Origin of the sequence: Mesorhizobium sp. B3-1-6, from assembly GCF_006439555.1 — a bacterium.
Taxonomy (GTDB): domain Bacteria; phylum Pseudomonadota; class Alphaproteobacteria; order Rhizobiales; family Rhizobiaceae; genus Mesorhizobium.
On sequence record NZ_VFTM01000030.1, the window covers coordinates 25274 to 49288 of the forward strand.

Below are 24015 nucleotides of genomic sequence, written 5' to 3' on the forward strand. Positions count from 1 at the left end.
ACGTCACACCGCCCTGTTCTGTGTCGGGGCGCGGCCGCCGCCATCCGCGACCAGCACCGCGCCGGTGACGAAGGACGCTTCGTCCGAGGCAAGGAACAGGCAGCAGGAGGCGATCTCTTGCGGCTCGGCGACGCGGCGCAGGGCGATGCGGTTGGTCAGCGCCTTGAACTCCTCGTCGGGAGTCGAGCCGTTGGCGCTTGCTGCCACCTTCATCTCGTAGACGCTCATCGGCGTGCGCACCCAGCCGGGCGCTACCGCGTTGGCGCGGATGCCGTCGACACCATGCGCGAACGCGAGCGAGCGGGTGTAGGAGACGAGCGCCGCCTTGCTCGCCGAATAGGCGGCGTTCTGGCCGCTGGCGTTGAAGGCTCCGACCGAGGCGATGTTGACGATCGCGCCGCCGCGCGCCTTGAGCAGCGGCAGCGCGGCGCGGCAGACCATCATAGAGCCGGTGACGTTGACGGCGAAGCTCTTGGTCCAGGTCTCGTCGCTCAGCGTCTCAGGCTCGTCGAGGATCATGACGCCGGCGGCATTGACGACGATGTCGAGACGTCCGTCGCAGGCATCGATGGCCTGAGCGATATCGTTGGCATCCGTGATGTCGCCGCGCACGGCGGTGCCGCCGCTGGCCTCGGCCGCCTCCTCCAGCACCTTGCCGCCATGCCCGAAGGCGACGACCCTGGCGCCCTCTCGCCCGAACAGCTCGGCGGTGGCGCGACCCATGCCGGTGGCGGCGCCGGTAACCAGGGCCGTGCGGCCTTCGAGGCGCCGGCTCATGCCAGCCCCCAATGCCGTTCGACAGCGTAGCCGGTCTCCGGCAGGGTCGAGCCGCCGTCGACGACGATGGTCTGGCCCGTGGTGTATTTCGCTTGGCTCGAAGCGAGGTAGAGCATCGCGTAGGCGATGTCGTCCGCCTCGCCGAGACGGCCCATGGGAATGAATTGGCCTAGGCGGTCCGCCACCTCCGGCTTGCTCATCGTGCCGCGGCCGGGCTTGGCGATAAAGCCCGGCTCGACGCCGTTGACAGTGATGCCGTCGCGGGCAAGTTCGAAGGCGGCGCCACGGATGAAGGCGTTGACGCCGGCCTTGGCGGCCGAATAGTGCGCGCCGCCGGCCATGGCAACGCGCGCCGAAACCGACGAGGTGACCAGGATGCGGCCGAAACGGTTGGTGCGCATTGCGGGCGCCGCCGCCTGCGCCAGCCAGAAACAGGCTTTCAGGTTGATAGTCAGTGCCTCTTCCAGCTTGTCCTCATCGAGCTCCTCGACCGAGGCCCAGGGGCAGCCGCCGGCATTGTGGACGACGATGTCGAGCCGGCCGGCCTCGCGCGCGACATTGCCGACAAGTGTGTGAAGCGCGGCGCGGTCGAGCCCGGGAAGCGCAACGGCGCGTGCGGACAGGCCGCGCGCGGAGAGCTCCGCGGCAAGCGCCTCGGCGACATCGAGCGTTCGATTGGCAATGACCACCGAGGCGCCGGCCTCGGCAAAGCGCGTGACGATGGCGGCACCGATGCCGCGCCCGCCGCCGGTCACCAGCGCCACCCTGCCCGTGAGATCGAACGGGGTCGCCATCGCTTAGACGACGCCCGCGCTACGGACGAGATCGACGAAGCGGCTGAAGACCTCCGTATGGCGGTCGATATCGGCCGGCGACGTCGCCGGGCACATAAGGAACATGGTGTGGAAGGGCGTCACCAGTATGCCTTCGTTCATGTAGAAGGCATGCAGCAGCGTCTCGAGGTCGCCGCGTCGGCCGGCGATAACGTCGGCGCCGCTGCGCGGCGGGTTCGGCATGAACATGATCTCGGCGCGGGCGCCGGTCTGCGTCACGTGCCAAGGCAATTTGTTCCCGGCGATGATTTTGCTCGCGGCTTCGGCAAGGCGCGTGGCGTTGGCGATCATCCGCTCGAAATTGGCCGGCGTGAGCACTTCTTCCAGCACCGCGCGCATGGTGGCGACGGTGAGCGCGTTGCCGGCCAGCGTGCCGCCGATGCCGAGATGCGCCGACTGGCGCACGCGCGGATTGACCATCGGCACGATCTTCCACAGCCGCTCGGCAATCTCCCGCGAGACGCCGAAGATGCCGGCTGGAATGCCGCCGGCGATCGCCTTGCCGGCCACTAGCATGTCCGGCTCCAGCCCGTGCAGCGCGGTGTAGCCGCCAGGCCCGCTGGAGATGGTATGCGTCTCGTCGATGATCAGCACCGTGCCGGTGCGGCGCGTGATCTCGCGCAGTGCGGTGTGAAAACCCTCGGCGACCGGGATCATGCCGAAATTGGTCATCAGCGGCTCCGTCAGCACGCAGGCGACGTCGCCATGCGACAGTGCTTCTTCCAGCGCCGCGACGTCATTGAACTCGACCACCCTGGAGACGGCCGAATGATCGACGCCGTTCGGGTGGATCATGTTGCGCATGCCGATCTTGCCGTCGCGGATCTCGACATGCGCCTCCTCGACGCCGCCATGATAGCAGCCGGAAAAGACCAGCACCTTGGGGCGGCCGGTGATCATGCGCGCGATGCGGATGGCGCCGCGATTGGCGTCGGTGGCCGAGGTTGTCAGCGTCCAGTAAGGCAGGCCGAAGCGGCGTGTGAGCTCGGCGCCGACCCAGAGGCTGTCCTCGGTGGGCAGCATCATTGTCGTGCCGTTCTGCAGTTGGTGGATTGCCGCGCGGGTCACCGCTTCGGGCGCATGGCCGCACATGCCGCCGGTGTCGCCAAGCGCGAAGTCGACATAGTCGTGGCCGTCGATGTCGGTGATATGCGCGCCACGGGCCGAGGCGGCATAGACCGGGAAACCGCCTGCCCAGCGACGCATCCAGTGCGACGGCCCGCCGTAGAGGAAATGCGTCTTGCCCTCTTCCCAGGCCGCCGCCGAGCGCGGATGCGTATCGAGGAACCGCGCCTGCTCGCGGTCGAGCAGGTCTTCGATCGTTGCTGATTGCAAAGCGGTCTTGCTGGCGGCCGTCACGGCGCTGAACTCTCCCTGGCGCGCCAAATTCCGGAGCGCGTAGCTGTTCCCAATTCGGTTCACTATTTGAACCAGCGTTTTGTATGTTATAGACAACACTGAAGGCAGGAAGGGCGTCTGTCAAGTTAATTCACATGCGAAGTATCTTGGAGAATGCGCGATGAGCACGGTGGGCAAGGCGGTGTCGCTGCTGGAGCTGTTCACGCTACACGAACCGGAGATCGGCCTCTCCGACCTCGCGCGCCGCGCCGGCCTCGATAAGGCCACCGCCAGGCGGCTTCTGATGGCGCTTGCCGCGCACCGGCTGATCGAGCAGGAGCCGCGCAGCCGCCGCTACCGGTTGGGCGCCGGCCTGTCGCGGCTGGCGCGCATCCGCGACGCGCATTTCCCCTTCGTGCGGCTGGCCGCGCCAGTCATCCGCGAGCTGTCGCTCGAAACCGGCGAGACGGTGCATTTGTCCGAGTTCAGCGCCGGCGCGCTGCTTACGCTGCATGTCGAGCTGTCGGCCAAGGCCAACCGCGTCAATGTCGATGTCGGCCAGGTGCTGCCGCTGCACGGCACCGCCTCGGGCATCGCGTTCCTCGCCGCCTCACGCCTCGAAGCGGTCGGCGCCTATCTGGGGAGGCCACTGCAGGCCTTCACCTCGTTCACGATGACGCAGCCGGACGACCTTGTGAAAGCCATCGCGCTTGCCGCTTCACGCGGCTATTCGCGCAGCGCCCAAGGCTATGAGGAAGGCGTGCACAGCATAGGCGCGGCCATCCTCGGCGCCGAGGGCCAGCCGATCGGCACGCTGGCCGTGGCCTCGCCCGTCTCGCGCATCGACGACGCAACAGCGGCCGGACAAGGCGAGGCGGCGGTCAGGGCAGCCAGGCTTATCTCGGCGCGGCTGACCGGCGAGGCGTGAGGCGCCCCACCGGCGCTCAAAGCCACGGACTTTTGCTTTGAGGCATTTTTGACCCACGTGTTCCGCTTGTGAACGTCGTTCACTTTTCTCTTGAACGCCGTTCACGGTGTGCTATGGTGCATCCGTGAACAACGTTCAAAGCGATGTATCCAGCCTGAAACAGACCGGCGCCGATGCGGCTTAACGCCGAAACGAAAGGATCATATCGATGCTCGCCGACAGCCAAGCCCGCAAACAGTCAAGTGCCTGGAAGGCCTGGAGACCGATCATGGACGACGGATTCCAGGCGCCAAGAACAAGAAACAAATGGATTGGATTGAACCGCAATAACGAAGTTTAACCGCTTCCCGATAAACAAGGCTCAAACCGCGCAAGTGTCCGCTCAGTCCAATCGGATTGCCAGCCGGACTTGCCCAATGGAAGTTGCCATGAACACCCATCTGATGATGTCGCGGCGCTTCGCGCCTCTCTTCTGGACGCAATTCCTCTCGGCCTTCAACGACAATTTCCTGAAGAACACGCTGGTGTTCCTCATTCTCTTCACGCTGGCGAAGGATCAGGCCGCGTCGCTGGTGACGCTGGCTGGCGCCATTTTCATGGCCCCCTTCCTGCTGCTTTCGGCGCTGGGCGGCGAGATTGCCGACCGCTTCGACAAGGCGCTGATCGCGCGCCGCCTGAAATTCACCGAGATCGCCGCGGCCGCCGTCGCCGTCGTCGGCATCGCGCTGTCCTCGATCCCGGTGCTGATGATGGCACTCTTGATGTTCGGCATCATCTCGGCGCTGTTCGGGCCGATCAAATACGGCATCCTGCCCGATCACCTGCAGCGCAAGGAACTGCCCAAGGCCAACGCCTGGATCGAGTCGGCGACCTTCGCCGCGATCCTGGGCGGCACCATCGCCGGCGGCGTCGTCTCCGCCGACGGCATCGGGGTCGCGGTGTTCGGGCCGATCATGATGGCTTTGGCCGTCGGCTGCTGGCTGGTCAGCCGCTACATCCCCGCCACCGGTTCGGCCGCACCCAACCTCACCATCGACAAGAACATCCTCCGCTCGACCTGGCGGCAGGTCGCGGAACTGCGCACCGACACGCGCATCTGGCGCGCCGGCCTGATGACCTCGTGGTTCTGGCTGGTCGGCGCGATCGTGCTTTCGATCCTGCCGGCGCTGATCAAGGATTCGCTCGGCGGCAACGAGATCGCGGTCACCGCCTATCTCGCCGTGTTCGCCGTCTCGATCGCCATCGGCTCGGCGATCGCCGCCTGGATGTCGCAAGGGCGCATGGTGCTGTTGCCGGCGCCGGTCGGCACGGCGCTGATGGCGCTGTTCGGCCTGCATCTCGCATGGACCATCGGCAGCATGCAGCCTTCGCCAACAGCCGCTAGCCTTTCGGCCTTCTTCGCCGGCCCCAACACCATCCGCGTCGCCATCGACCTCGCCGGCATGGCGATTGCGGCTGCCTTCCTGGTGGTGCCGACCTTCGCCGCCGTGCAGGCCTGGTCGCCCGAGGCACGCCGCGCCCGCGTCGTCGCGGCGGTCAGCATCGTCAATGCCGGCTTCATGACCGTCGGCGGCATCCTCGTCGCTGCCATCCAGGCCGCCGGCGTCTCCATCGCGGGCATCCTGTTCGGCCTCGTCGCGGCCAACGCCGTCGCCGCCTGGCTGATGCTGAAATACCTGCCGACCAACCCGTTCCGCGACTTCGTCTCCATCCTCTTCCGCGCCTTCCTGCGCCTGGAGGTGGAGGGCATCGAGAACCTCAAGGCGGCCGGCAAGGCGCCGATCCTGGCGCTCAACCATGTCAGCTTCCTCGACGGCCCGCTCGCGCTGACGCTGACCGACGAGGAGCCGGTCTTCGCCATCGACTACACGATCGCCCAGGCCTGGTGGATGAAGCCGTTCATGAAGCTCGCCCGCGCACTGCCGCTCAATCCGGCGAAGCCGATGTCGACCCGCACGCTGATCAAGATCGTGCAGGGCGGCGATCCGCTGGTCATCTTCCCCGAGGGACGCATTACCGTCACCGGCGGCCTGATGAAGGTCTATGACGGCGCCGCCATGGTCGCCGACAAGACCGGCTCGATGGTGGTGCCGGTGCGCATCGACGGGCTTGAGAAGAGTTACTTCTCGCGGCTCTCCTCGCAGCATGTGCGCCGCCGCCTGTTCCCGAAGGTCAAGGTGACCATCCTTGAGCCGGTGAAGCTCGAAGTGCCGCAGGAACTGAAGGGCCGCCAGCGCCGCGCCGCAGCGGGCTCCGCGCTCTATCAGGTGATGTCGGACCTGGTCTTCCGAACCCAGGACATCGACAAGACCGTTCTGGAGAAGATCATCGAGACGGCCAACGAGCGCGGCATGAAAGAGCTCGCCGTGCAGGATCCGGTCACCGGTTCGCTGAGCTATGGCAAGCTGCTCACCGCCGCCGCCGTGCTCGGCGAGAAGTTCGAGCATCTCTATGCCGGACAGCAGACGCTGGGCATCATGCTGCCCAACGCCAACGGCGCCTGCGCGGCACTTCTCGGCGTCATGTCGGCCGGCAAGGTTCCGGCGATGATCAACTTCACCGCGGGTGCCGCGAACATCCTGTCGGCCTGCAAGGCGGCCGAGGTGCACACCGTGCTCACCTCCCGCGCCTTCGTCGAACAGGCAAAGCTCGGGCCGATGGTCGAGGAGATCGGCCGCTCGGTCGACATCGTCTGGCTCGACGATCTGCGGGCCACGATCGGTCTCAAGGACAAGCTGCTCGGCCTGTTGCGCAAGGCGACGCCGCGGGTGGCGCGCAAAGCGGACGATCCGGCGGCGATCCTGTTCACCTCGGGCTCGGAAGGCACGCCGAAGGGCGTGGTGCTCACCCATCGCAACATCCTGGCCAATGCCGCCCAGGCCGCCTCGCGCATCGACTTCCATTCGGGCGACAAGGTGTTCAACGTGCTGCCGATCTTCCACTCCTTCGGCATGACGGCGGGCACGGTGCTGCCGCTGATCTCCGGCGTGCCGGTCTATTTCTACCCCTCGCCGCTGCACTACCGCATCGTGCCGGAGCTGATCTATGCCTCGAACGCGACGATCATCTTCGGCACCGACACCTTCCTGTCCGGCTATGCCCGCACGGCACACCCCTACGACTTCCGTTCGGTGCGCTACTGCTTCGCCGGCGCCGAGCCGGTGAAGGCCGCGACGCGCCAGACCTATATGGAGAAGTTCGGCCTGCGTATCCTGGAAGGCTACGGCGTGACCGAAACCGCGCCGGTGATCGCCATCAACACGCCGATGTACAACAAGTCGGGCAGCGTCGGCAAAATCATGCCCGGCATGGAGTACCGCCTCGAGCCGGTGCCCGGCGTCGACGAAGGCGGCCGGCTGTTCGTGCGCGGTCCGAACGTCATGGCTGGCTACCTGCGCGCCGAGAACCCCGGCGTGATCGAACCGCTGGCCGACGGCTGGCACGACACCGGCGACGTCGTCACCGTCGACGATGCGGGTTTCATCTCGATCCGCGGCCGCGCCAAGCGCTTCGCCAAGATCGCCGGCGAAATGGTCTCACTTGCCGCGATCGAAGCGCTGGCCGGCGATCTGTGGAAAGGCTCGCTGTCGGCCGTCGCCACGGTGCCGGACGCGCGCAAGGGCGAGAAGCTGATCCTGATCACGGAAGCTTCGGGTGCCACCCGCGCGGACTTCCTCGCCTTCGCCAAGGCAAACGGCGCCATGGACCTGATGGTGCCGTCCGAAGTGCGCGTCGTGCAGAAAGTGCCGGTGCTCGGCTCCGGCAAGCTCGACTTCGCCGGGGTGACCAGGATGGTGCGCGGCGCGGAAGAGCTGAAGGTCAAGGCCGCCTGAGCCGAATGGACGAACAGGCCGGCGACAAGCGCGGGCCTGTTCGTCCCGGCCGGCAGGTCCGGCCGAGATGTCTGCTCAGGCCGCGTATCTCGCCATCACCGGCTGCCTCGACCACTGCGCGTACCAGGTGTCGAACAGCTTGAGCTGCTGTTCGGCATAGCCGCGCTGGCTGTCGCTCAGCGCATCCGTCTCGTAGAAGTGCAGCCTGTATTCGGGGCCACCCTTCAGCACCATCATGTGCTTGAAATAGAGCACAAGGTCCGGTCCCTCATCGAAAGAGGACAGCATGGCCAGCGCCGCGTCCAGTTCCTGCGCCAACCGGCGCGCTTCGGCATCGCCCTTGGCCGCCGCCTGGCTGAGGCCGACGAGATGCAGCACTTCCTTGGGCAGGACATTGCCGATGCCGGTGATGGCGCCGGACGCGCCGCAATTGACGAAACCGTGGAAGACGGCGGTGTCGACGCCGATCATCAGCGCAACCTCATCGTCCCGGCTGGTGATGTTTTCCGCCGCGTAGCGCAGATCCGACGGCCCGCCGAACTCCTTGAAGCCGACGAGGTTCGAATGCTCGGCGCGCAACGCGAAGAAGAGATCGGCGCGCGTGGCAAAGCCGTAATAGGGGCTGTTGTAGATGACGGCCGGCAGGTCGGGGGCAGCGGCAAGGATCGCCTTGAAGTGATGACGCTGCGCCGTCACCGATGGCCCGCGCGACAGAACGCGCGGAATCACCATCAGGCCCCGCGCGCCGACCTTTTGCGCGTGGGCGGCATGCGCCACGGCGCTGGCGGTGTTGACCGCGCCGGTGCCGACGATCACCGGAACGCCCGCCTTCACCAGGCGCTCGACGCCTTCCATGCGCTGCGCGTCGGTCAAGAGCGGCCAGTCGCCCATGGAGCCGCAATAGACGACCGCCGACATGCCGGCGGCGATCAGCTCGCGCCCCTTGCGCACCAGCGCGTCGAAGTCGGGAAGGCGGTCATCGGTGCAAGGCGTCATCAGCGCCGGCATGCAGCCGGAAAAAACATTGGCGGTCATTTCGAAGTCTCCTTGAGGCAGGCATGCAGATTGACCAGTTTGGCTCGGCGCGGCACCGCTTGCCAAGTGGATAGTCGAGGTTCATGCGCGCTCAGTATGGGTACGATCGTGGCCATTTGTTCTCAGGCACTCCGCTCAGAGCGCTACCCACGCCGTCTTGAGGTCGGTGTATTTCTCGATGGCGTGGAGCGACTTGTCGCGACCGAAGCCGGACTGCTTGAAGCCGCCGAGCGGCACGGTGATGTCGGCGCCGCCATAGGTGTTGACATGGACTACGCCGGCATTGATGGCGCGCACCATGCGGTGCGCGGTCGACAGGTTCGAGGTCCACACCGCCGACGCAAGACCATAGACGGTCGCGTTGGCCAGGCGCACCGCCTTTTCCTCGGTCTCGAAGCGCGTGACGGCGAGCACCGGCCCGAACACTTCCTCGCGGGCGAGCTGCATTTTCTCGGTCACGTTCTCGAAGATCGTCGGCGCCATATAGCTGCCGCCGGTCTCCGCCAGGATGCGTTCGCCGCCGGTGACGAGACGGGCGCCCTCCTCCGAAGCCTTGGCGACGAAGCCGAGATTCTTGGTCAGTTGCTCGGCGCTCGACACCGCGCCGACATCGGAGCCGAGATCAAGCGGGTCGCCGACCTTGAGCTTCGTGGTGGCCTTGAGCAATTCGTCCATGAAGCGGTCGTAGACCGAGGCCTGGACCAGCAGGCGCGAACCGGCGACGCAGACCTGTCCGGAATTGCGGAAGATGCCGTTGGCCGAGACGACCGCCGCCTGTTTCAGGTCCGGCGCATCGGCAAAGACGATGTTGGGCGACTTGCCGCCAAGCTCGAGGAAGACGCGCTTGAGGTTCGAGCGCGCGGAATATTCGAGCAGGCGGCGGCCGACAGGCCCGGAGCCGGTGAAGGCGATGGCGTCGACATCCATATGCAGGCCTAGCGCCTCGCCCGCGACCGAGCCGCGGCCAGTGACGACATTGAAGACGCCCTCGGGCAAGCCGGCCTCGGCGGCAAGCTCCGCCAGGCGCAGCAAGGTCAGCGAGGCGATCTCCGGCGGCTTGACGACGATGGCGTTGCCGGCGGCGAGTGCCGGCGCTATCTTCCAGGCGCCGATCATCAGCGGGAAGTTCCACGGCACGATGACGCCGACGACGCCGAGCGGCTCCTTGTGGATCAATCCAAGGACATTGTCAGCGGTCGGCGCGATCTCGCCATAGACCTTGTCGATCGCTTCGGCATAGTAGCGGATGGTGCCGGCAGCCGACAGCGGCTCGGCCTTGTAGGCCATGCCGATCTCGGTGCCATTGTCGCGCACGCCGAGCACGGCAAGCTCCAGCGCGCGCTTTTCGACCAGCTCGGCGAATTTCGTCAGCACCTTCTTGCGAAAAGACGGCGCCGCGCGTGACCAGGAGCCCTTGGCGAACGCCTTGCGCGCCGAAGCGACGGCGCGGTCGATATCGGCGGCGCCACCGTCGGCAATGCTGGCAAAGGGGCGGCCGTCGATCGGCGAAATCACCTGCAGACTGCCGCCGCTTTGCGCGTCTACCGGAGTTCCATCGATGAACAGACGCCGCGCGCCGACCTCCGTCTTGCGCAGCGTGTCGATGGTGTCCTGGCTGATCATTCTCAATTTGCTCCAAATTCTACATGAAGTGCCGCCGGCGCGCGGAACTCCCAGCCGCGGAACACCGGCTCCTTGCCCGGCACCAGCCTGAGATCCGGAAAACGCTCCAGCAGCAACCTTAGCGCGAGGCACATCTGCTCGCGCGCGAAGAAGCGGCCCGAGCAGAAATGATGGCCGAAGCCGAAGGCGGCGTGGTTGCCCTCGTTGCGATGGATATCGAAGCTGTCGGGATCGGTGAAGCGACTTTCGTCGCGGCTGGCCGAGGAGACGAGCGCCGCAACGGGAGCTCCGGCGGGTATCGTCGCCCCGCCGATCTCCACGGCACGGGTCGTTTCACGCGTCTGGGTGCCGATCGGCGCCACCCAGCGCAGACCCTCGTCCACTGCTCTGGGCACGAAGGTTTCAGGATCGTCGAGCACCTGCCGCAACTGCTCAGGGCTCGTCAGCAGACCGACGAGGATGGAGCCGGCGCCGTGGCCAGGCTCCTGCATGCCTCCGAGCAAGATGACCTTGATGGTCGGCATCAGGAAATCGATCGAGCGGGTCGAGCCCTCAGGCATGCCGTCATGCAGCATATGCGAGAGCGCCGAGTCGTCGGGCTCGCGGATCAGCCGCTCGAGCGTTGGCCGGACGGCGGCGCCGACCTCGGCGCTGATCGCGTCGGCGGTTTCCTGCCGCTTCGGATCGTTCTCGAAATTGATGGCGCCCTGGGCAAGGCCATAGAACCAGCGCCGCAAGGTCGGCATATCGACGTCGGCAAGCCCGAGCGAGCGCGCCAGGCTCAGCGTCGACACCGGCTCGAAATAGTCGGCCATCAGTTCTGGCGAGCCGTGCGCGGCAATTCTGTCGAGATAGGGTTCGGCGATCGCGCGCACGAGATCGCCGGCATAGGAGGCGACGGTGCGGGGCCGGTATTTCGGATCGACGCCCTGGCGCAGTTGCTTATGCGTCTCACCGTCGGTGGTCAGGATGGTCGGCTTGCCGAAAGAGCGCTCGACCGGCGAGGTGCCGACAGCCGCCGAGAAGATGTCGGGCGACTTGGCGACGGTCTCGACGTCCTTCCAGCGGGTGACGAACCAGAGATTGACCGCCGGCACGAAGGCGACCGGCGCGTTGCGCCTGAGCTCGGCGTAGATCGGATAGGGGTCGGCTTCCAGCGCCTCGACCGTGATACCATCGGCAAAGCTCATGCCGCTGCTCCCGTTCCGTTAAGGCGGGGCGGCGCGGACGCCGCCCCTTCTCCATCAATCACCTGCCCATCAATCGCCGAGTGGCTTGCCGAGGCTTTCGAAGGCAACCGGATCGCGGTTCTTCAAGGCACCTGCCAAGAACAGTCCGACCACGGCCGCGATCAGCACCAGCGCCGGCAGGAACACGCCGAGGAAGCCACCGGCGCCCGACAGGCTGCCGAAATTGATGACGATCAGGTAGATGATGATGGCAAAGGCGATGAAGGTCAGCGCCGGCAGGATCGTGGTCTTGAGCCCGTTCTCCTGGTTGGACGGGTTGGCACGGAAGTACATCACGACGGCGAGCGAGGCCACCGCCATCATGACGATGACGCCGAGCGTGGCGACGTTGGTGAGCCACGAGAACAGCGCCAGTACCGGGTCGAGGCCGAGCACCGCGAACAGCCCGATAACGACGGCCGCGAGCACGGTCTGGATCATCGAGGCGACATGCGGGCTCTGATGCGCCGAATGCGTCACGCCGATCGACTGCGGCAGGAGCTTTTCGCGGCCGGCGACGTAGATGTAGCGGGCGACCGCGTTGTGGAAGGCGAGCACGCCGGCGAACAGGCTGGAGACGAAGAGGATGCTCATGGCGTGAGTGAGCAGCGTTCCGGCGTAACGGTCGGAGAGATCGAACAGGAAGGTGGTCGGATCCTGCAAAGCCTGCAGCGACGGCAACAGCTTGTCGACGCCGGCGCCGACCGCCATCAGCCAGGCGGTGATCATGTAGAACAGGCCGATCAGGATGACGGAGAAATAGGTCGCTCGCGGAATGGTGACCTTCGGGTCGCGCGCCTCCTCAGCATAGATCGTGGTCGCCTCGAAGCCGATGAAGGCGGCAAAGCAGAACAGGATGGCGATGGCCGGCGCACCGCTGGCGATCTGGCTCCAGCTGAAGGGCGCCGCCGACAGGCCGCTGTCGCCGCCGGTCTTGAGGATGGTGAGGTCGAGGATCAGCACGACGACGTATTCGGCAAGCACCAGCACCGTCAGGATCTTGGCCGACAGGTCGACCTGGCGGTAGCCGAGCACGGCGACGATGGCGATGGCAATGAAGCTCCACACCCACCAGGGCAGATTGATGCCCCAGCCGGCAAACAGCCCGGCGGTGGCCGCGCCCAGCAGGCCCATGACGCCGATCTGCATGGCGTTGTAGGAGAGGATCGCGATCAGCGCGACGGCGCCGCCGGCCAGGCCGCCCAGTCCACGCGCGGCGTAGGCGTAGAAGGCGCCGGCATTGCCGATGTGGCGCGACATGGCGACATAGCCAACCGCGAACAGGAGCAGCAACAGCGTCACGATCAGATAGGTGCCGGCAAAGCCGGCGCCGTTGCCCATCAGCATGCCGAGCGGCGTGCCGCCGGCAACAGCCGTCAGCGGTGCGGCGGCCGAAATCACCATGAAGGTGATGGCGCCGACGCCAAGACTGTTCTTCCTCAGCCGGTTCACTTCTCCGACTTCAACTGTGGTCATTTTTCCCTCCATTCCGCATTGCGGAAACCAAGTGTCCCTGAGATGCCGAGGGCCTTCTGAGAGGGCCAATGCGCATTTCATTATTTGCAACGGCATTTCGATATTAGACTTGCAAAGGAATCGACTTGCTGTCAAGTTAATTCGCACGTTAAGTATCTGACGGAGGATCGGACACGCGATGAGCACGGTGGCCAAAGCCATTTCGCTGCTGGAGGTGCTGGGCGGCGGCGCGCCCGAGGCGGCGCTTGCCGACCTTGCCAGGGGCGCCGGCTTCGACAAGGCGACGACGCGCCGGCTGCTGGTTTCGCTCATTGCGCAAGGGCTGGTCGAGCAGGACGAGGCGACGCGCCTCTACCGACTCGGAGCCGGCCTGACGCGGCTGGCGCTAATGCGCGAGGCGCAGTTTCCGTTCCTGCGCATGGCCGTGCCGGTGGTCGAGATGCTGGCCGCCGAGACCGGCGAGACGGTGCATCTCTCGGAATATTCGAAGCGCGGCCTGATCACCGTCCAGGTCATCGAATCGGCCAAGGCCAATCGTGTCAGCGTGCAACTCGGCGACGTGCTGCCGATGCATGCGACGGCGTCCGGCATCGCATTCCTGGCTTTCACCGAGGAACGCATCCGCGAGTCCATCCTTGCCGGACCGATGCCGGCTTTCACGCCCTTCACCATCGGCGATGCAAACACTTTGGCCGAACAAGTCGCCGCCACCCGCGCGCGCGGGCATTCCATCGGCGCGCAGGGTTTCGAGGAGGGCGTGATGAGCGTCGCCGCCCCGGTTCTCGGCACCGACGGCTACGCCATCGGCGCCATCGCGGTGGCGGCGCCGAGAGTGCGCACCCAAAAGGCCGACATCGAGCGGCTTGGCGTCAGCGTGACCGCCGCGGGTCGCGAGATCGGCGAGCGGCTGTTCGGCCGGCTGACCGGCCAGAAGCGGGCCTGACAACCAACGAGAGACTGCAGGGAGACTGATGTGGAGGAGAAACGCCGAATCCTGGTTATCGGCACCGGCGACACCAAGGCCGACGAGCTTCTGTTCATGCGCGAGCGCATCGAGGCCGTCGGCGGCGTTGCCGTGATGATGGACGTCAGCGTGCTTGGCGACCCGCCCTACAAGCCGGAACATGACAAGCATGCGGTGGCGCGCGCGGCGGACACCACCATCGAGGCAATCATCGCCACCGGCGACGAGAATACCGCGATGACGCTGATGGCGCTTGGCGCCTCGCGGCTTGCGCGCTCGCTGCACGACAGGGGCGAAATCGACGGCTTCATTGCACTGGGCGGCTCGATGGGCACCGACCTTGCGCTCGACGTGGCACTGGCGCTGCCGCTCGGCGTGCCGAAATTCGTCGTCTCGACGATCGCCTATTCGCACCTCGTGCCGCCGGAGCGCATCGCCACCGACCTGATGATGATCCTGTGGGCCGGCGGCCTCTACGGGCTCAACAGCGCCTGCAAGGCGGTGCTGTCGCAGGCCAGCGGCGCCGTGGTCGGCGCCGCGCGGGCTGTCGTCAAACCCGATATGTCGCGGCCGAAGGTCGGCATGAGCTCGCTGGGCAAAAGCTGCCTGCAATATATGGTGACGCTGAAGCCTGAGCTGGAAAAGCGCGGCTATGAGGTCATCGTCTTCCACACCACCGGCATGGGCGGGCGGGCGCTGGAGGCGATCGCCGCGCAGAAGGGCTTCGTCGCAGTGCTCGATTTCAGCCTGCAGGAGCTTGCCAACCAGCTTACCGGCTCGGTGGTGAATTCGGGAACCGACCGGTTGGAGAATGCCGGGCGGCAAGGCATCCCGCAGATCGTCGCGCCCGGCGCCATCGACATGGTGGATTTCCCGACCTGGCAGGCGGTGCCGTCGCGCTTCACGGAACGGCCGTACCACGCGCATAACCGCCTGCTTGCCTCGGTCACCTCCGACGGCGCGACACGCCGGGAGATCGCGCGCGCCATCGGCGACAAGCTCGCCGCGGCGACCGGTCCGACCGCCTTCATCCTGCCCGCCGGCGGCATCCAGCAATGGGACCAGCAAGGCGAGCCGCTCTACGAGCCGGAAGCGCTGTCGGCCTTCGTCGAGGAGATGAGGGCGCGCGTGCCGGACAATGCCGAGCTGCATGAGATCGTCGGGCATATCAACGACGACGCCTTCAGCGCCAAGGCGCTGGAAATCTTCGACCGCTGGGTGGCGGAAGGCATCGTTCCGCCCGGCGTGACCGGCAGGCGCGTGGCATGAGTCCGGTGAAGCCGCAGGCGCTGGTGTTGGACTTCGGCGGCGTGGTCACGCGCACTTTGTTCGAGACGCATGCGCTGACCGAGCAGGCGCTTGGGCTCAAGCCCGGCACGCTCGGTTGGCGCGGACCATTCGACCCGCTTTCCGATGCACTATGGCGCTCGATGCAGGCCGACGAGATCAGCGAACGCGACTACTGGAAAACGCGTACGCGCGAAGTCGGCCAATTGGTCGGAGAAGACTGGCAGGACATGCAAACCTTCGTGCAGCGGGCGCGCGGAGCGGAGCCGGAAAAAGTGGTGCGACCGGAGGCCGACCAGGCCATCCGCACGGCGCATGCCGCCGGTGTCCGCCTCGCCATCCTGTCGAACGAGCTCGACCTGTTCTATGGCGCTGATTTTCGCCAGCGCCTGCCGCTGCTTTCGCTTTTCGAGACGATCGTCGATGCGACCTATACGAAAATCCTCAAGCCCGATGCCCGCGCCTATGCGATGGTCGGCGAAGCGGTGCGGCTGCCGCTTGCGGCCTGCGTCTTCGTCGACGACCAGAAGCGCAATGTCGACGGTGCGATTGCCGCCGGCATGCCGACCGTTCATTTCGACGTCGCCCGACCGGCGCAAAGCTATGCCGAGGCGCTCAGCCATTTCGGCCTGACGCTCTCCTGATTGCAAAACCGGAGTTCCTCCCGATGCGTGACATCAACTTCCTCACCGAAAACAATGCCAAGCCGATCTGGCATCCGATGGCGCATCCGGCCGAAATGCGGGCGAGCCCGCCGAAGATCATCATGAAGGGCGAAGGCGTTTCGGTGACCGACGCCGAGGGCCGCACGGTGCTCGATGCCGTCGGCGGCCTCTGGAACGTCAACCTCGGCTACAGCTGCGATTCGATCAAGAAGGCGATGACGGGACAGCTCGACGCGCTCCCCTATTACTCAGGCTTTCGCGGCACCTCGACCGGGCCATCGATCGAGCTCGCTTACGAGCTGACCCAGTGGTTCGCGCCGGAGGGCATGGCGCGCGCCTTCTTCACCTCGGGCGGCTCGGACTCGGTCGAGACGGCGCTGCGGCTCGCGCGGCAATATTGGAAGATCCGCGGCCAGGGCGACCGCACGAAATTCCTGGCGCTGAAGAAGGGCTATCACGGCACGCATTTCGGCGGCGCCTCGGTCAACGGCAATGCCAATTTCCGGCGCAACTACGAACCGCTCCTGCCCGGCGTCTTCCACACGCCGGCGCCGATGACCTACCGCAACCCGTTCGACGAGACCGACCCGGCGAAGCTTGCGAAACTCTGCGCGCGGGCGATCGAGGAAGAGATCGCCTTTCAGGGCGCCGATACGATCGCCGCCTTCATCATGGAACCGGTGCTCGGCGCCGGCGGCGTCATCGTCCCGCATGAGAGCTTCATGCCGATGGTGCGGGCGATCTGCGACCGCCACGACATCCTGTTGATCGCCGACGAGGTGGTGACCGGCTTCGGCCGCACCGGCGCGTGGTCAGGCTCGCGGCTCTCCAGCACGAAGCCGGATTTCATGACCATCGCCAAGGCGATCACATCAGGCTATTTCCCGCTCGGCGCGACATTGATCGGCGCCAAGGTCGCCGACGTCTTCGAGGCCGACAAGACGAGCTTCGGGGCGATCGGCCACGGCTATACCTATTCCGGTCATCCGGTCGGCTGCGCGGCCGGCCTGGCGGCTCTGGCCGAGACGAAGCGGCTGGGCGTCAACGAGAATGCTGCCGCGCGCGGCGTCGAGCTCGGCAAGGCGCTGGAGGCGCTGAAGGCCAAGCACCAACTGGTCGGCGATGTTCGTTACCAAGGCCTGATGGCGGCCCTCGAGCTGGTCTCGGACCGCGCCGCCAAGAAGCCGGTCGACAAGAAGACGATGGCCACCGTCGCGGACGGCGCCTACGAGGCCGGCGTCATGCTGCGCGTCTCCGGCAACAACATCATCCTGTCGCCACCGTTGATCATAACCGCCGCCGATGTGGCGAAGATTGCCGAGGGGCTGGATGCGGGGCTGGCCGCTGCCGCGGCCTAGGGAATAGGGCTTGGGCAGTAGGGAATAGAGTAGGGAAAGAAAGCCCTACTGCCTACTGCCTACTGCCTACTGCCTACTGCCTGCAATCTCGCTTTGCGCCACGCCGCCGGCGACACGCCAACCGCCTGCCGAAAGAAGCGCGAGAAATAGACGGGATCGTTGAAGCCGGTTTCGTAGGCGATGTCCTCGACCGTGCGGATGGTGAAGAGCAGCAGGCGCTTGGCCTCGACCACACGTCTTTCGCCGATCGCCTGACGCACGCCCGAGCCCAGCACCTGATGCGCCGCCTTGTCGAGCAGATGGCGCGTGGTGCCGAGCTCCCCGACATAGCGCTCGACCGCCCAGTCGTCGCGGAAGTGGCGGTCGATCAGCCGCCTGAGACGGCCGCCCAGCGCTACCACGGCCGGCACGGTAACTGCATGCGACTGGGCGTCGAGGCGGGCGATCTGCGACAGTGCCACCGCGATCAGCGGCGGCAGGATCTTTTCCGCGCCGGCTTGAGCCTCGAGATATTCGGCCTGGATCATCTTGATGGTGTCGCTAAGCCGCTTCCACGGCGCCGCGTCACCTCGCCCCGTCACGAAGACGGGCTGGTCAAGCGCTAGGGCCGAGTGCTCGGCGACGGCTGCCAGCGCCGCATCAGCGACCGAAACCACGATGGCGTCGGTGCCCGGCTCGATGTCGAAGCCGTGCACCACGCCGCTCGGCATGAAACTCACCGTCGGTGCCAAAAAACTCCAGGTTTTGTCCTCGATCCGATAGACGCCCTGTCCGCTCGTCCAGAAGGTGATCTGCGCCATTTGCGGATGTTTGTGCGCCAGAACCCGGCCGCGGTGCACGGAAGCGCGGGCTTGCACGGTCTCGACATGCAGGAAGCCGACGTCGAGCGCCCGCGCCGGCTCGCCGTAGACGAAGAATTCCGGGATGGCGGTCTGGCTCATGGGACGCCCGAAAAAGTCCAATCGGTTTTACGCTTTCGTCCATAAACCATCCAGCGGCTTGCGGCTACTCTCCAACAATCCAAGGGAGGATCATGATGCGATCGGAAGAATTCCGGGCCGACAATTCGCGGCCGTTCACTGGCGCCGAATATCTGGCGAGCCTGCGCGACGGGCGCGAGGTCTACATCAATGGCGAACGGGTGGCCGATGTCACCAGCCATCCGGCAATGCGCAATTCGGTGCGTTCGCTGGCCCGCCTCTACGACGCGCTGCACGATCCGAACCAGCAGCCTGTGCTGACCTCGCCGACCGATACCGGCTCGGGCGGCTACACCCACAAATATTTCCGCGTCGCCCATTCCCCTGCCGATCTTGCCGCGCAGCAAAGCGCGATCGCCCATTGGGCGCGCATGACCTATGGCTGGATGGGCCGCACCGCCGACTACAAGGCGGCGCTGATGAACACGCTCGGCGCCAATGCCGAATGGTACGGCCCGTTCAAGGACAATGCGCGCGCCTGGCACAAGCGGGCCCAGGAGGCGGTCCTGTTCATGAACCACGCCATCGTCAACCCGCCGATCGATCGCCACAAGACGGCCGAGCAGGTGAAGGACGTGTTCGTGCACATCACCAAGGAGAACGACGCCGGCATTTGGGTGTCCGGCGCCAAGGTGGTGGCGACGTCGTCGGCGCTCACCCACTACAATTTCCTGGCGCAGAGCTCGGCGACAGTGACGGAAGATCCATCGCTGTCGGTGATGTTCATCGTGCCGATGAATGCGCCTGGCATTAAGATGTTCTGCCGCGTCTCCTATGAGCAGACGGCCAACACAGTCGGCCATCCCTTCGACTATCCGCTGTCGTCGCGCTTCGACGAGAACGACGCGATCCTGGTGCTCGACAACGTGTTTATCCCCTGGGAGGACGTGCTGGTGCTGCGCGATGCGCAGAAGATCCTGTCCTTCCATCCGGCGTCGGGCTTCATGCATGGCTATTGCTTCCAGGGCTGCACACGCTTTGCCGTCAAGCTCGACTTCCTCGCCGGATTGCTCGCCAAGGCGCTGCGGGCGACAGGCGGCGATGCCTTTCGCGGCAACCAGGCGGCGCTCGGCGAGGTGATTGCGCTGCGCCACATGTTCTGGAGCTTTTCCAATGCGATGGCGCACAATCCGATACCGTGGGCGAATGGCGCGGTGCTGCCCAATCTCGAGGCCGCGCTCGCCTACCGCACCTTCATGTCGGAAGCGTATCCGCGCGTCATCGACACGGTGCGCCGGGTGATCGCCTCGGGGCTGATCTATCTGCCGTCCTCGGCGCGCGACTTCGACAATCCCGAGATCGACCGCTATCTCGCGCAATATGTGCGCGGCTCCAACGACATGGGCCATGTCGAGCGCATCAAGATCATGAAGCTGTTGTGGGACGCGACCGGCACCGAATTCGGTGGCCGCCACGCGCTCTACGAGCTCAACTATGCAGGTGCGCCGGAAGAGGTGCGGCTGCAGGTGCTGAAGGGCGCCGAGCGCGGCGGCCGGCTGAAGCAGATGGAGGAACTGGTCGACCAATGCATGGCCGACTATGACGAAAAGGGCTGGACCGGCGACACCTGGCTGCCGCCGATTGCCGCCCAGCCCAACTGACGGGGGCGGGCGATGGAAGCGGCCATGACAACACAAGTCGCGAGGCTGGAATTCCGCGAGGCCATGGCGCGGGTCTGCGCGCCGGTCAACATCGTCACCACGGACGGTCCGGCCGGGCGCGGCGGCTTCACCGCGACCGCCATGTGCAGCGTCTCCGACGATCCGCCGACGCTGCTGGTCTGCATGAACGAGCGTTCGGCGCAGACCGGCATGTTCCTCGCCAACCAACGCTTCTGCGTCAATGTGCTGACCCAATCGCACATGCATCTGGCGGCAAAATTCGCCGGCGCGATCCGCGACATGGCCGAGCGCTATCAAGCCGCGCGCTGGCAGACCATGCCGTCCGGCATGCCGGCGCTGCTCGACGCCATCGTCAGCTTCGATTGCGAGATCGGCGCGGTGAACAAGGTCGGCACGCACCACGTGATGTTCGGTCGTGTCGTCGACATCCGCCACGGCAGCGACGAGGCGGCGCTGCTCTATGTCGGGCGCAACTACATGCAGCCGAGCGCGGTGGGGAGTTTTGGAGGGTAGGCTTCTCAGCCGTCCACCGACTCCGACTGGATCAGGCTCTCCAGCATGTCCAGCAAGCGCTCGTGCTCTTCGGCGCCGTAGCGCTTCTCGATGGCGTCGTAGATGGCGACCCGCTCGGGCGCCAGTTCCTCGATCAGCGCCACGCCGGACGGGCTGATGGCGAGCAGCGCACGGCGGCCATCGTCCTTGACCTTGTTGCGGGAGATGAACTCGCGCTCTTCCATCGCCTTGATGATGCGGGTCAGGCTCGGCGGCAGGATCGAGGCGCGGTTGGCGAGCTCGGTCGCCTCCAGCGGCCCGGTTTCGGCGAGAACGCGCAGCACGCGCCATTGCTGCTCGGTGATATCGTGGCGTGCAAGCATCGGCCGGAAATGCGCCATGATCACTTCGCGGGCGCGAAGCAGAGCCATGGGCAAGGAGCGGCGGGTGCTGGGCGGTAGCAAAATCAGGTCTCCGAAAAATTCCAGACCAGTACGACTCGCAACAAGGATTAGGGCCCGGATCGCAGCTATATCCGCGATTTTGCCGAGAGCGGCAATCCCACCCGGAAGCTGCATCCGCGCAGAGAACGACGCTTGACATTCGGTCGTCAAGATGTAATTCACATGTTAACTACAAGGTGGAGGAAACCTTGCCCCATATGGCGATCGAATATTCGGCGAATCTCGACGCGAAGGTCGACATGAACGAGCTTTGCGCGCTGATCTCGCGAACCATTCTCGAAACCGGGCTGTTCGAACCGGGCGCGGTCAGGGTCCGCGCGTTCCGCGCCGAAGCCTACGCGATTGCCGACCGGCTGCCGGAGAACGGCTTCATCGACATGAATTTCCGCATCGGCAAGGGCCGCAGCGCGGCGGAAAAGAAAAGCGCCGGCGAGGCGATCTTCGCGGCCGTGACAGATCACCTGGCATCGCTGTTTGCCACGCCGCATTTCGCGCTGTCGCTGGAGATCCGTGAGATCGACGCCGAACTGAGCTGGAAGAAGAACGCCATCCATCCGCGCCTGCGTGGCAAGTGATCTAGAACGGGAAAGAAATCATGGCGGCACTGGACGACAATCTGAGAAAGGCCGAGGCCTATCTGGAACGCTTCCGGAAGGACGGCGTGCTCAACCAGATCGGCGGCGAAGCGGCGCCTGCCGCGGACGGCTCGACCTTCGAGACGCTTTCGCCCGTCGACCTCAAGCCGATTGCCATTGTGGCACGCGGCAAGGCCGCCGACATCGACCGCGCGGCAAGAGCGGCCAAGGCTGCTTTCAAGGACTGGGCGGCGATCCCCGGCGACGCACGCAAGAAGCTGCTGCATAGAATAGCGGACGCCATCGTCGCGCGCGCCGAAGAGATCGCCTTCGTCGAATGCATGGACACCGGGCAGTCGCTGAAATTCATGGCCAAGGCGGCGTTGCGCGGCGCCGAGAACTTCCGCTTCTATGCCGACCGCGCGCCGGAAGCGCGTGACGGCCGCTCGTTGAGAGCGCCTAATCAGCTCAATCTGACGACGCGCGTGCCGATCGGCCCGGTCGGCGTGATCACGCCGTGGAACACGCCCTTCATGCTGTCGACCTGGAAGATCGCGCCGGCGCTGGCCGCCGGCTGCACCATCGTGCACAAGCCGGCGGAGCTGTCGCCGCTTACCGCACGGCTGCTGGTCGAGATCGCCGAGGAAGCCGGCCTGCCCAAGGGCGTGTGGAACCTCGTCAACGGCTTTGGCGAGGATGCAGGCCGGGCGCTGACCGAGCACCCCGACATCAAGGCGATCGGCTTCGTGGGCGAAAGCCGCACCGGCTCGATGATCATGAAGCAGGGCGCCGAGACGCTGAAGCGCGTGCATTTCGAGCTCGGCGGCAAGAACCCGGTCATCGTCTTCGCCGACGCCGACCTGGAACGCGCGGCTGACGCCGCCGTCTTCATGATCTATTCGCTGAACGGCGAACGCTGCACCTCGTCCTCGCGCCTCTTGGTCGAGGCTTCGGTGCACGACAAATTCACCGAACTGGTGGCGGAGAAGGCAAAGCGCATCAAAATCGGTCATCCGCTGGATCCCGAGACGGTGGTAGGCCCGCTGATCCATCCGGTGCACGAGGAAAAAGTGCTCTCCTATATCGAGATCGGCAAATCGGAGGGCGCGGTGGTCGCCGCCGGCGGCGGCAAGTTCGCCGGTCCGGGCGGCGGCTGCTATGTCAGCCCGACATTGTTCGTCGGCGCCACCAACAAGATGCGCATCGCCCAGGAGGAAATCTTCGGGCCGGTGCTGACGGCAATCCCGTTCAAGGACGAGGCCGATGCGCTGGCTCTCGCCAACGACACGCAATACGGCCTGACCGGTTATCTATGGACCTCCGACGTCACCCGCGCGCTGCGATTCACCGACGCGCTCGACGCCGGCATGATCTGGGTGAATTCGGAGAATGTGCGGCATCTGCCGACGCCGTTCGGCGGCGTCAAGAGTTCTGGCATCGGCCGCGACGGCGGCGACTGGTCGTTCGACTTCTACATGGAAACCAAGAACATTGCGTTCGCCACGGCGCCGCATTCGATCCAGAAGCTCGGCGGCTGACCGGAGACACATGATGGCCCTGCCCCAACCCAACCTTTACCCTGCCTTCAACATCGTGCGGCTCAGCCATGTCGAGCTCGCCGTCACCGACCTGGCGAAATCCCGCGCCTTCTATGTCGACACGCTCGGCCTGCAGGTGACGGACGAGACCAGCGGTGCCATCTATCTGCGCGCCATGGAAGAGCGCGGCCATCACTGCATCGTGCTGCGCAAGGCGACGGCGCCGGAAGCGCGCGAGCTCGGCTTCAAGGTCTTCTCCGACGAGGACCTCGACAAGGCCGAGCATTTCTTCAAAGCCAAGGGCTTGCCGGTGGAGTGGGTCGAGCGGCCGTACCAGTCGCGCACCTTCCGCACCCGTGACCCGCACGGCATCCCGCTCGAATTCTATTCGAAGATGGAGCGGCTGCCGCCGATCCACCAGAAATACGCGCTTTACAAGGGCGTGAAGCCGCTGCGCATCGACCACTTCAACTGCTTCTCGCCGAATGTCGATGAATCGGTTGCCTTCTACAACGAGCTCGGCTTCCGCGTGACCGAATACACCGAGGACGCCGAGACCGGAAAACTGTGGGCCGCCTGGACGCACCGCAAGGGCGGCGTGCACGACATCGCCTTCACCAACGGCCTCGGCCCGCGCTTGCACCATGTCGCCTTCTGGGTGCCGACGCCGCTCAACATCATCGACCTGCTCGACCTGATGGCGACCACCGGCTATGTCGGCAATATCGAGCGCGGGCCTGGACGGCACGGCATCTCCAACGCCTTCTTCCTCTACATCCGCGACCCGGACAACCATCGCATCGAGATCTATTGCTCGGACTACCAGACGGTCGATCCCGATCTCGAGCCGATCAGATGGGACCTCAAGGACCCGCAGCGCCAGACGCTGTGGGGCGCGCCGGCGCCGCGAAGCTGGTTCGAGGAAGGCAGCGTTTTCGCGGGTGTCGAGCCGCGCAAGTCCGATCTGGCGGCCTCGCCGATCGTGGCACCCTAACGGA

The 24015-nt window shown here is 65.5% G+C and carries 20 protein-coding genes; 11 read left to right on the forward strand and 9 right to left on the reverse strand.

Annotated features, from left to right (window positions below; all coding sequences use genetic code 11):
• Positions 1–3: 3 nt before the first annotated feature.
• Genes FJ414_RS24000 through FJ414_RS24010 form a run of 3 tightly spaced genes read right to left on the reverse strand, consistent with a single transcriptional unit; the run spans position 4 to position 2969 of the window.
• Positions 4–777 carry an SDR family oxidoreductase gene (locus FJ414_RS24000; protein WP_140646868.1) on the reverse strand — a complete coding sequence of 258 codons (774 nt, stop codon included), beginning with the start codon at positions 775–777 and terminating at the stop codon, positions 4–6.
• Positions 774–1571 (reverse strand): SDR family oxidoreductase, encoded by a 798-nt coding sequence (locus tag FJ414_RS24005; protein ID WP_140646869.1) that lies wholly within the window; start codon positions 1569–1571, stop codon positions 774–776. The genes FJ414_RS24000 and FJ414_RS24005 overlap by 4 nt, the downstream gene beginning before the upstream one ends.
• Before the next feature lie 3 nt (positions 1572–1574).
• The gene (locus tag FJ414_RS24010; protein WP_246672491.1) at positions 1575–2969 is read right to left on the reverse strand and encodes a transaminase; all 1395 of its coding nucleotides are present in this window, start codon (positions 2967–2969) and stop codon (positions 1575–1577) included.
• Positions 2970–3129: 160 nt separating this feature from the next.
• Here FJ414_RS24010 and FJ414_RS24015 point away from each other — a divergent pair, with 160 nt between their 5' ends.
• Both FJ414_RS24015 and FJ414_RS24020 read left to right on the forward strand, forming a co-directional pair.
• A complete protein-coding gene (locus FJ414_RS24015) occupies positions 3130–3876 on the forward strand; it encodes an IclR family transcriptional regulator (protein ID WP_140646870.1) in 747 nt (248 codons plus the stop codon).
• A 428-nt stretch (positions 3877–4304) separates the two neighbouring features.
• Positions 4305–7709 (forward strand): acyl-[ACP]--phospholipid O-acyltransferase, encoded by a 3405-nt coding sequence (locus FJ414_RS24020; RefSeq protein WP_140646871.1) that lies wholly within the window; start codon positions 4305–4307, stop codon positions 7707–7709.
• Positions 7710–7784: 75 nt separating this feature from the next.
• Here FJ414_RS24020 and FJ414_RS24025 read toward each other — a convergent pair whose 3' ends face one another.
• The 4 genes from FJ414_RS24025 to FJ414_RS24040 form a co-directional block, all read right to left on the reverse strand.
• A complete protein-coding gene (locus FJ414_RS24025) occupies positions 7785–8744 on the reverse strand; it encodes a dihydrodipicolinate synthase family protein (RefSeq protein ID WP_140646872.1) in 960 nt (319 codons plus the stop codon).
• Positions 8745–8879: 135 nt separating this feature from the next.
• Positions 8880–10367 carry an aldehyde dehydrogenase gene (locus tag FJ414_RS24030; protein ID WP_140646873.1) on the reverse strand — a complete coding sequence of 496 codons (1488 nt, stop codon included), beginning with the start codon at positions 10365–10367 and terminating at the stop codon, positions 8880–8882.
• A 2-nt stretch (positions 10368–10369) separates the two neighbouring features.
• Complete coding sequence (locus FJ414_RS24035; RefSeq protein ID WP_140646874.1) at positions 10370–11557, reverse strand: cytochrome P450; 1188 nt, start codon at positions 11555–11557, stop codon at positions 10370–10372.
• Positions 11558–11626: 69 nt separating this feature from the next.
• Positions 11627–13084, reverse strand: a complete 1458-nt coding sequence (locus FJ414_RS24040; RefSeq protein WP_181181700.1) for an APC family permease — start codon at positions 13082–13084, stop codon at positions 11627–11629.
• 166 nt (positions 13085–13250) lie between these two features.
• Here FJ414_RS24040 and FJ414_RS24045 point away from each other — a divergent pair, with 166 nt between their 5' ends.
• The 4 genes from FJ414_RS24045 to FJ414_RS24060 are packed head-to-tail and all read left to right on the forward strand — an operon-like array spanning position 13251 to position 17346.
• Positions 13251–14015 (forward strand): IclR family transcriptional regulator, encoded by a 765-nt coding sequence (locus tag FJ414_RS24045; protein ID WP_140646876.1) that lies wholly within the window; start codon positions 13251–13253, stop codon positions 14013–14015.
• 30 nt (positions 14016–14045) lie between these two features.
• The gene (locus FJ414_RS24050) at positions 14046–15305 is read left to right on the forward strand and encodes a Tm-1-like ATP-binding domain-containing protein (RefSeq protein WP_140646877.1); all 1260 of its coding nucleotides are present in this window, start codon (positions 14046–14048) and stop codon (positions 15303–15305) included.
• A complete protein-coding gene (locus FJ414_RS24055) occupies positions 15302–15967 on the forward strand; it encodes an HAD-IA family hydrolase (protein ID WP_140646878.1) in 666 nt (221 codons plus the stop codon). The genes FJ414_RS24050 and FJ414_RS24055 overlap by 4 nt, the downstream gene beginning before the upstream one ends.
• Before the next feature lie 23 nt (positions 15968–15990).
• A complete protein-coding gene (locus tag FJ414_RS24060; protein ID WP_140646879.1) occupies positions 15991–17346 on the forward strand; it encodes an aminotransferase class III-fold pyridoxal phosphate-dependent enzyme in 1356 nt (451 codons plus the stop codon).
• Between the two features lie 59 nt (positions 17347–17405).
• On the opposite strand, the gene FJ414_RS24065 is transcribed toward FJ414_RS24060, so the two are convergent.
• The gene (locus FJ414_RS24065) at positions 17406–18287 is read right to left on the reverse strand and encodes a helix-turn-helix domain-containing protein (RefSeq protein WP_140646880.1); all 882 of its coding nucleotides are present in this window, start codon (positions 18285–18287) and stop codon (positions 17406–17408) included.
• 95 nt (positions 18288–18382) lie between these two features.
• On the opposite strand from FJ414_RS24065, the gene FJ414_RS24070 reads away from it, so the two are divergent.
• Positions 18383–19927 carry a 4-hydroxyphenylacetate 3-hydroxylase N-terminal domain-containing protein gene (locus tag FJ414_RS24070; RefSeq protein WP_140646881.1) on the forward strand — a complete coding sequence of 515 codons (1545 nt, stop codon included), beginning with the start codon at positions 18383–18385 and terminating at the stop codon, positions 19925–19927.
• Positions 19928–19951: 24 nt separating this feature from the next.
• The gene (locus FJ414_RS24075) at positions 19952–20461 is read left to right on the forward strand and encodes a flavin reductase (protein WP_140646882.1); all 510 of its coding nucleotides are present in this window, start codon (positions 19952–19954) and stop codon (positions 20459–20461) included.
• 5 nt (positions 20462–20466) lie between these two features.
• Here FJ414_RS24075 and hpaR read toward each other — a convergent pair whose 3' ends face one another.
• Positions 20467–20871 carry a homoprotocatechuate degradation operon regulator HpaR gene (hpaR, locus tag FJ414_RS24080; RefSeq protein ID WP_246672492.1) on the reverse strand — a complete coding sequence of 135 codons (405 nt, stop codon included), beginning with the start codon at positions 20869–20871 and terminating at the stop codon, positions 20467–20469.
• Positions 20872–21092: 221 nt separating this feature from the next.
• Here hpaR and FJ414_RS24085 point away from each other — a divergent pair, with 221 nt between their 5' ends.
• From FJ414_RS24085 to hpaD, 3 genes are read left to right on the forward strand one after another with little or no spacing between them, the layout of a single operon-like run.
• Complete coding sequence (locus FJ414_RS24085; RefSeq protein ID WP_140646884.1) at positions 21093–21479, forward strand: 5-carboxymethyl-2-hydroxymuconate Delta-isomerase; 387 nt, start codon at positions 21093–21095, stop codon at positions 21477–21479.
• 20 nt (positions 21480–21499) lie between these two features.
• Complete coding sequence (gene hpaE / locus FJ414_RS24090; RefSeq protein WP_140646885.1) at positions 21500–23017, forward strand: 5-carboxymethyl-2-hydroxymuconate semialdehyde dehydrogenase; 1518 nt, start codon at positions 21500–21502, stop codon at positions 23015–23017.
• A 13-nt stretch (positions 23018–23030) separates the two neighbouring features.
• Positions 23031–24011 (forward strand): 3,4-dihydroxyphenylacetate 2,3-dioxygenase, encoded by a 981-nt coding sequence (gene hpaD / locus FJ414_RS24095; RefSeq protein ID WP_140646886.1) that lies wholly within the window; start codon positions 23031–23033, stop codon positions 24009–24011.
• Positions 24012–24015 lie beyond the last annotated feature (4 nt).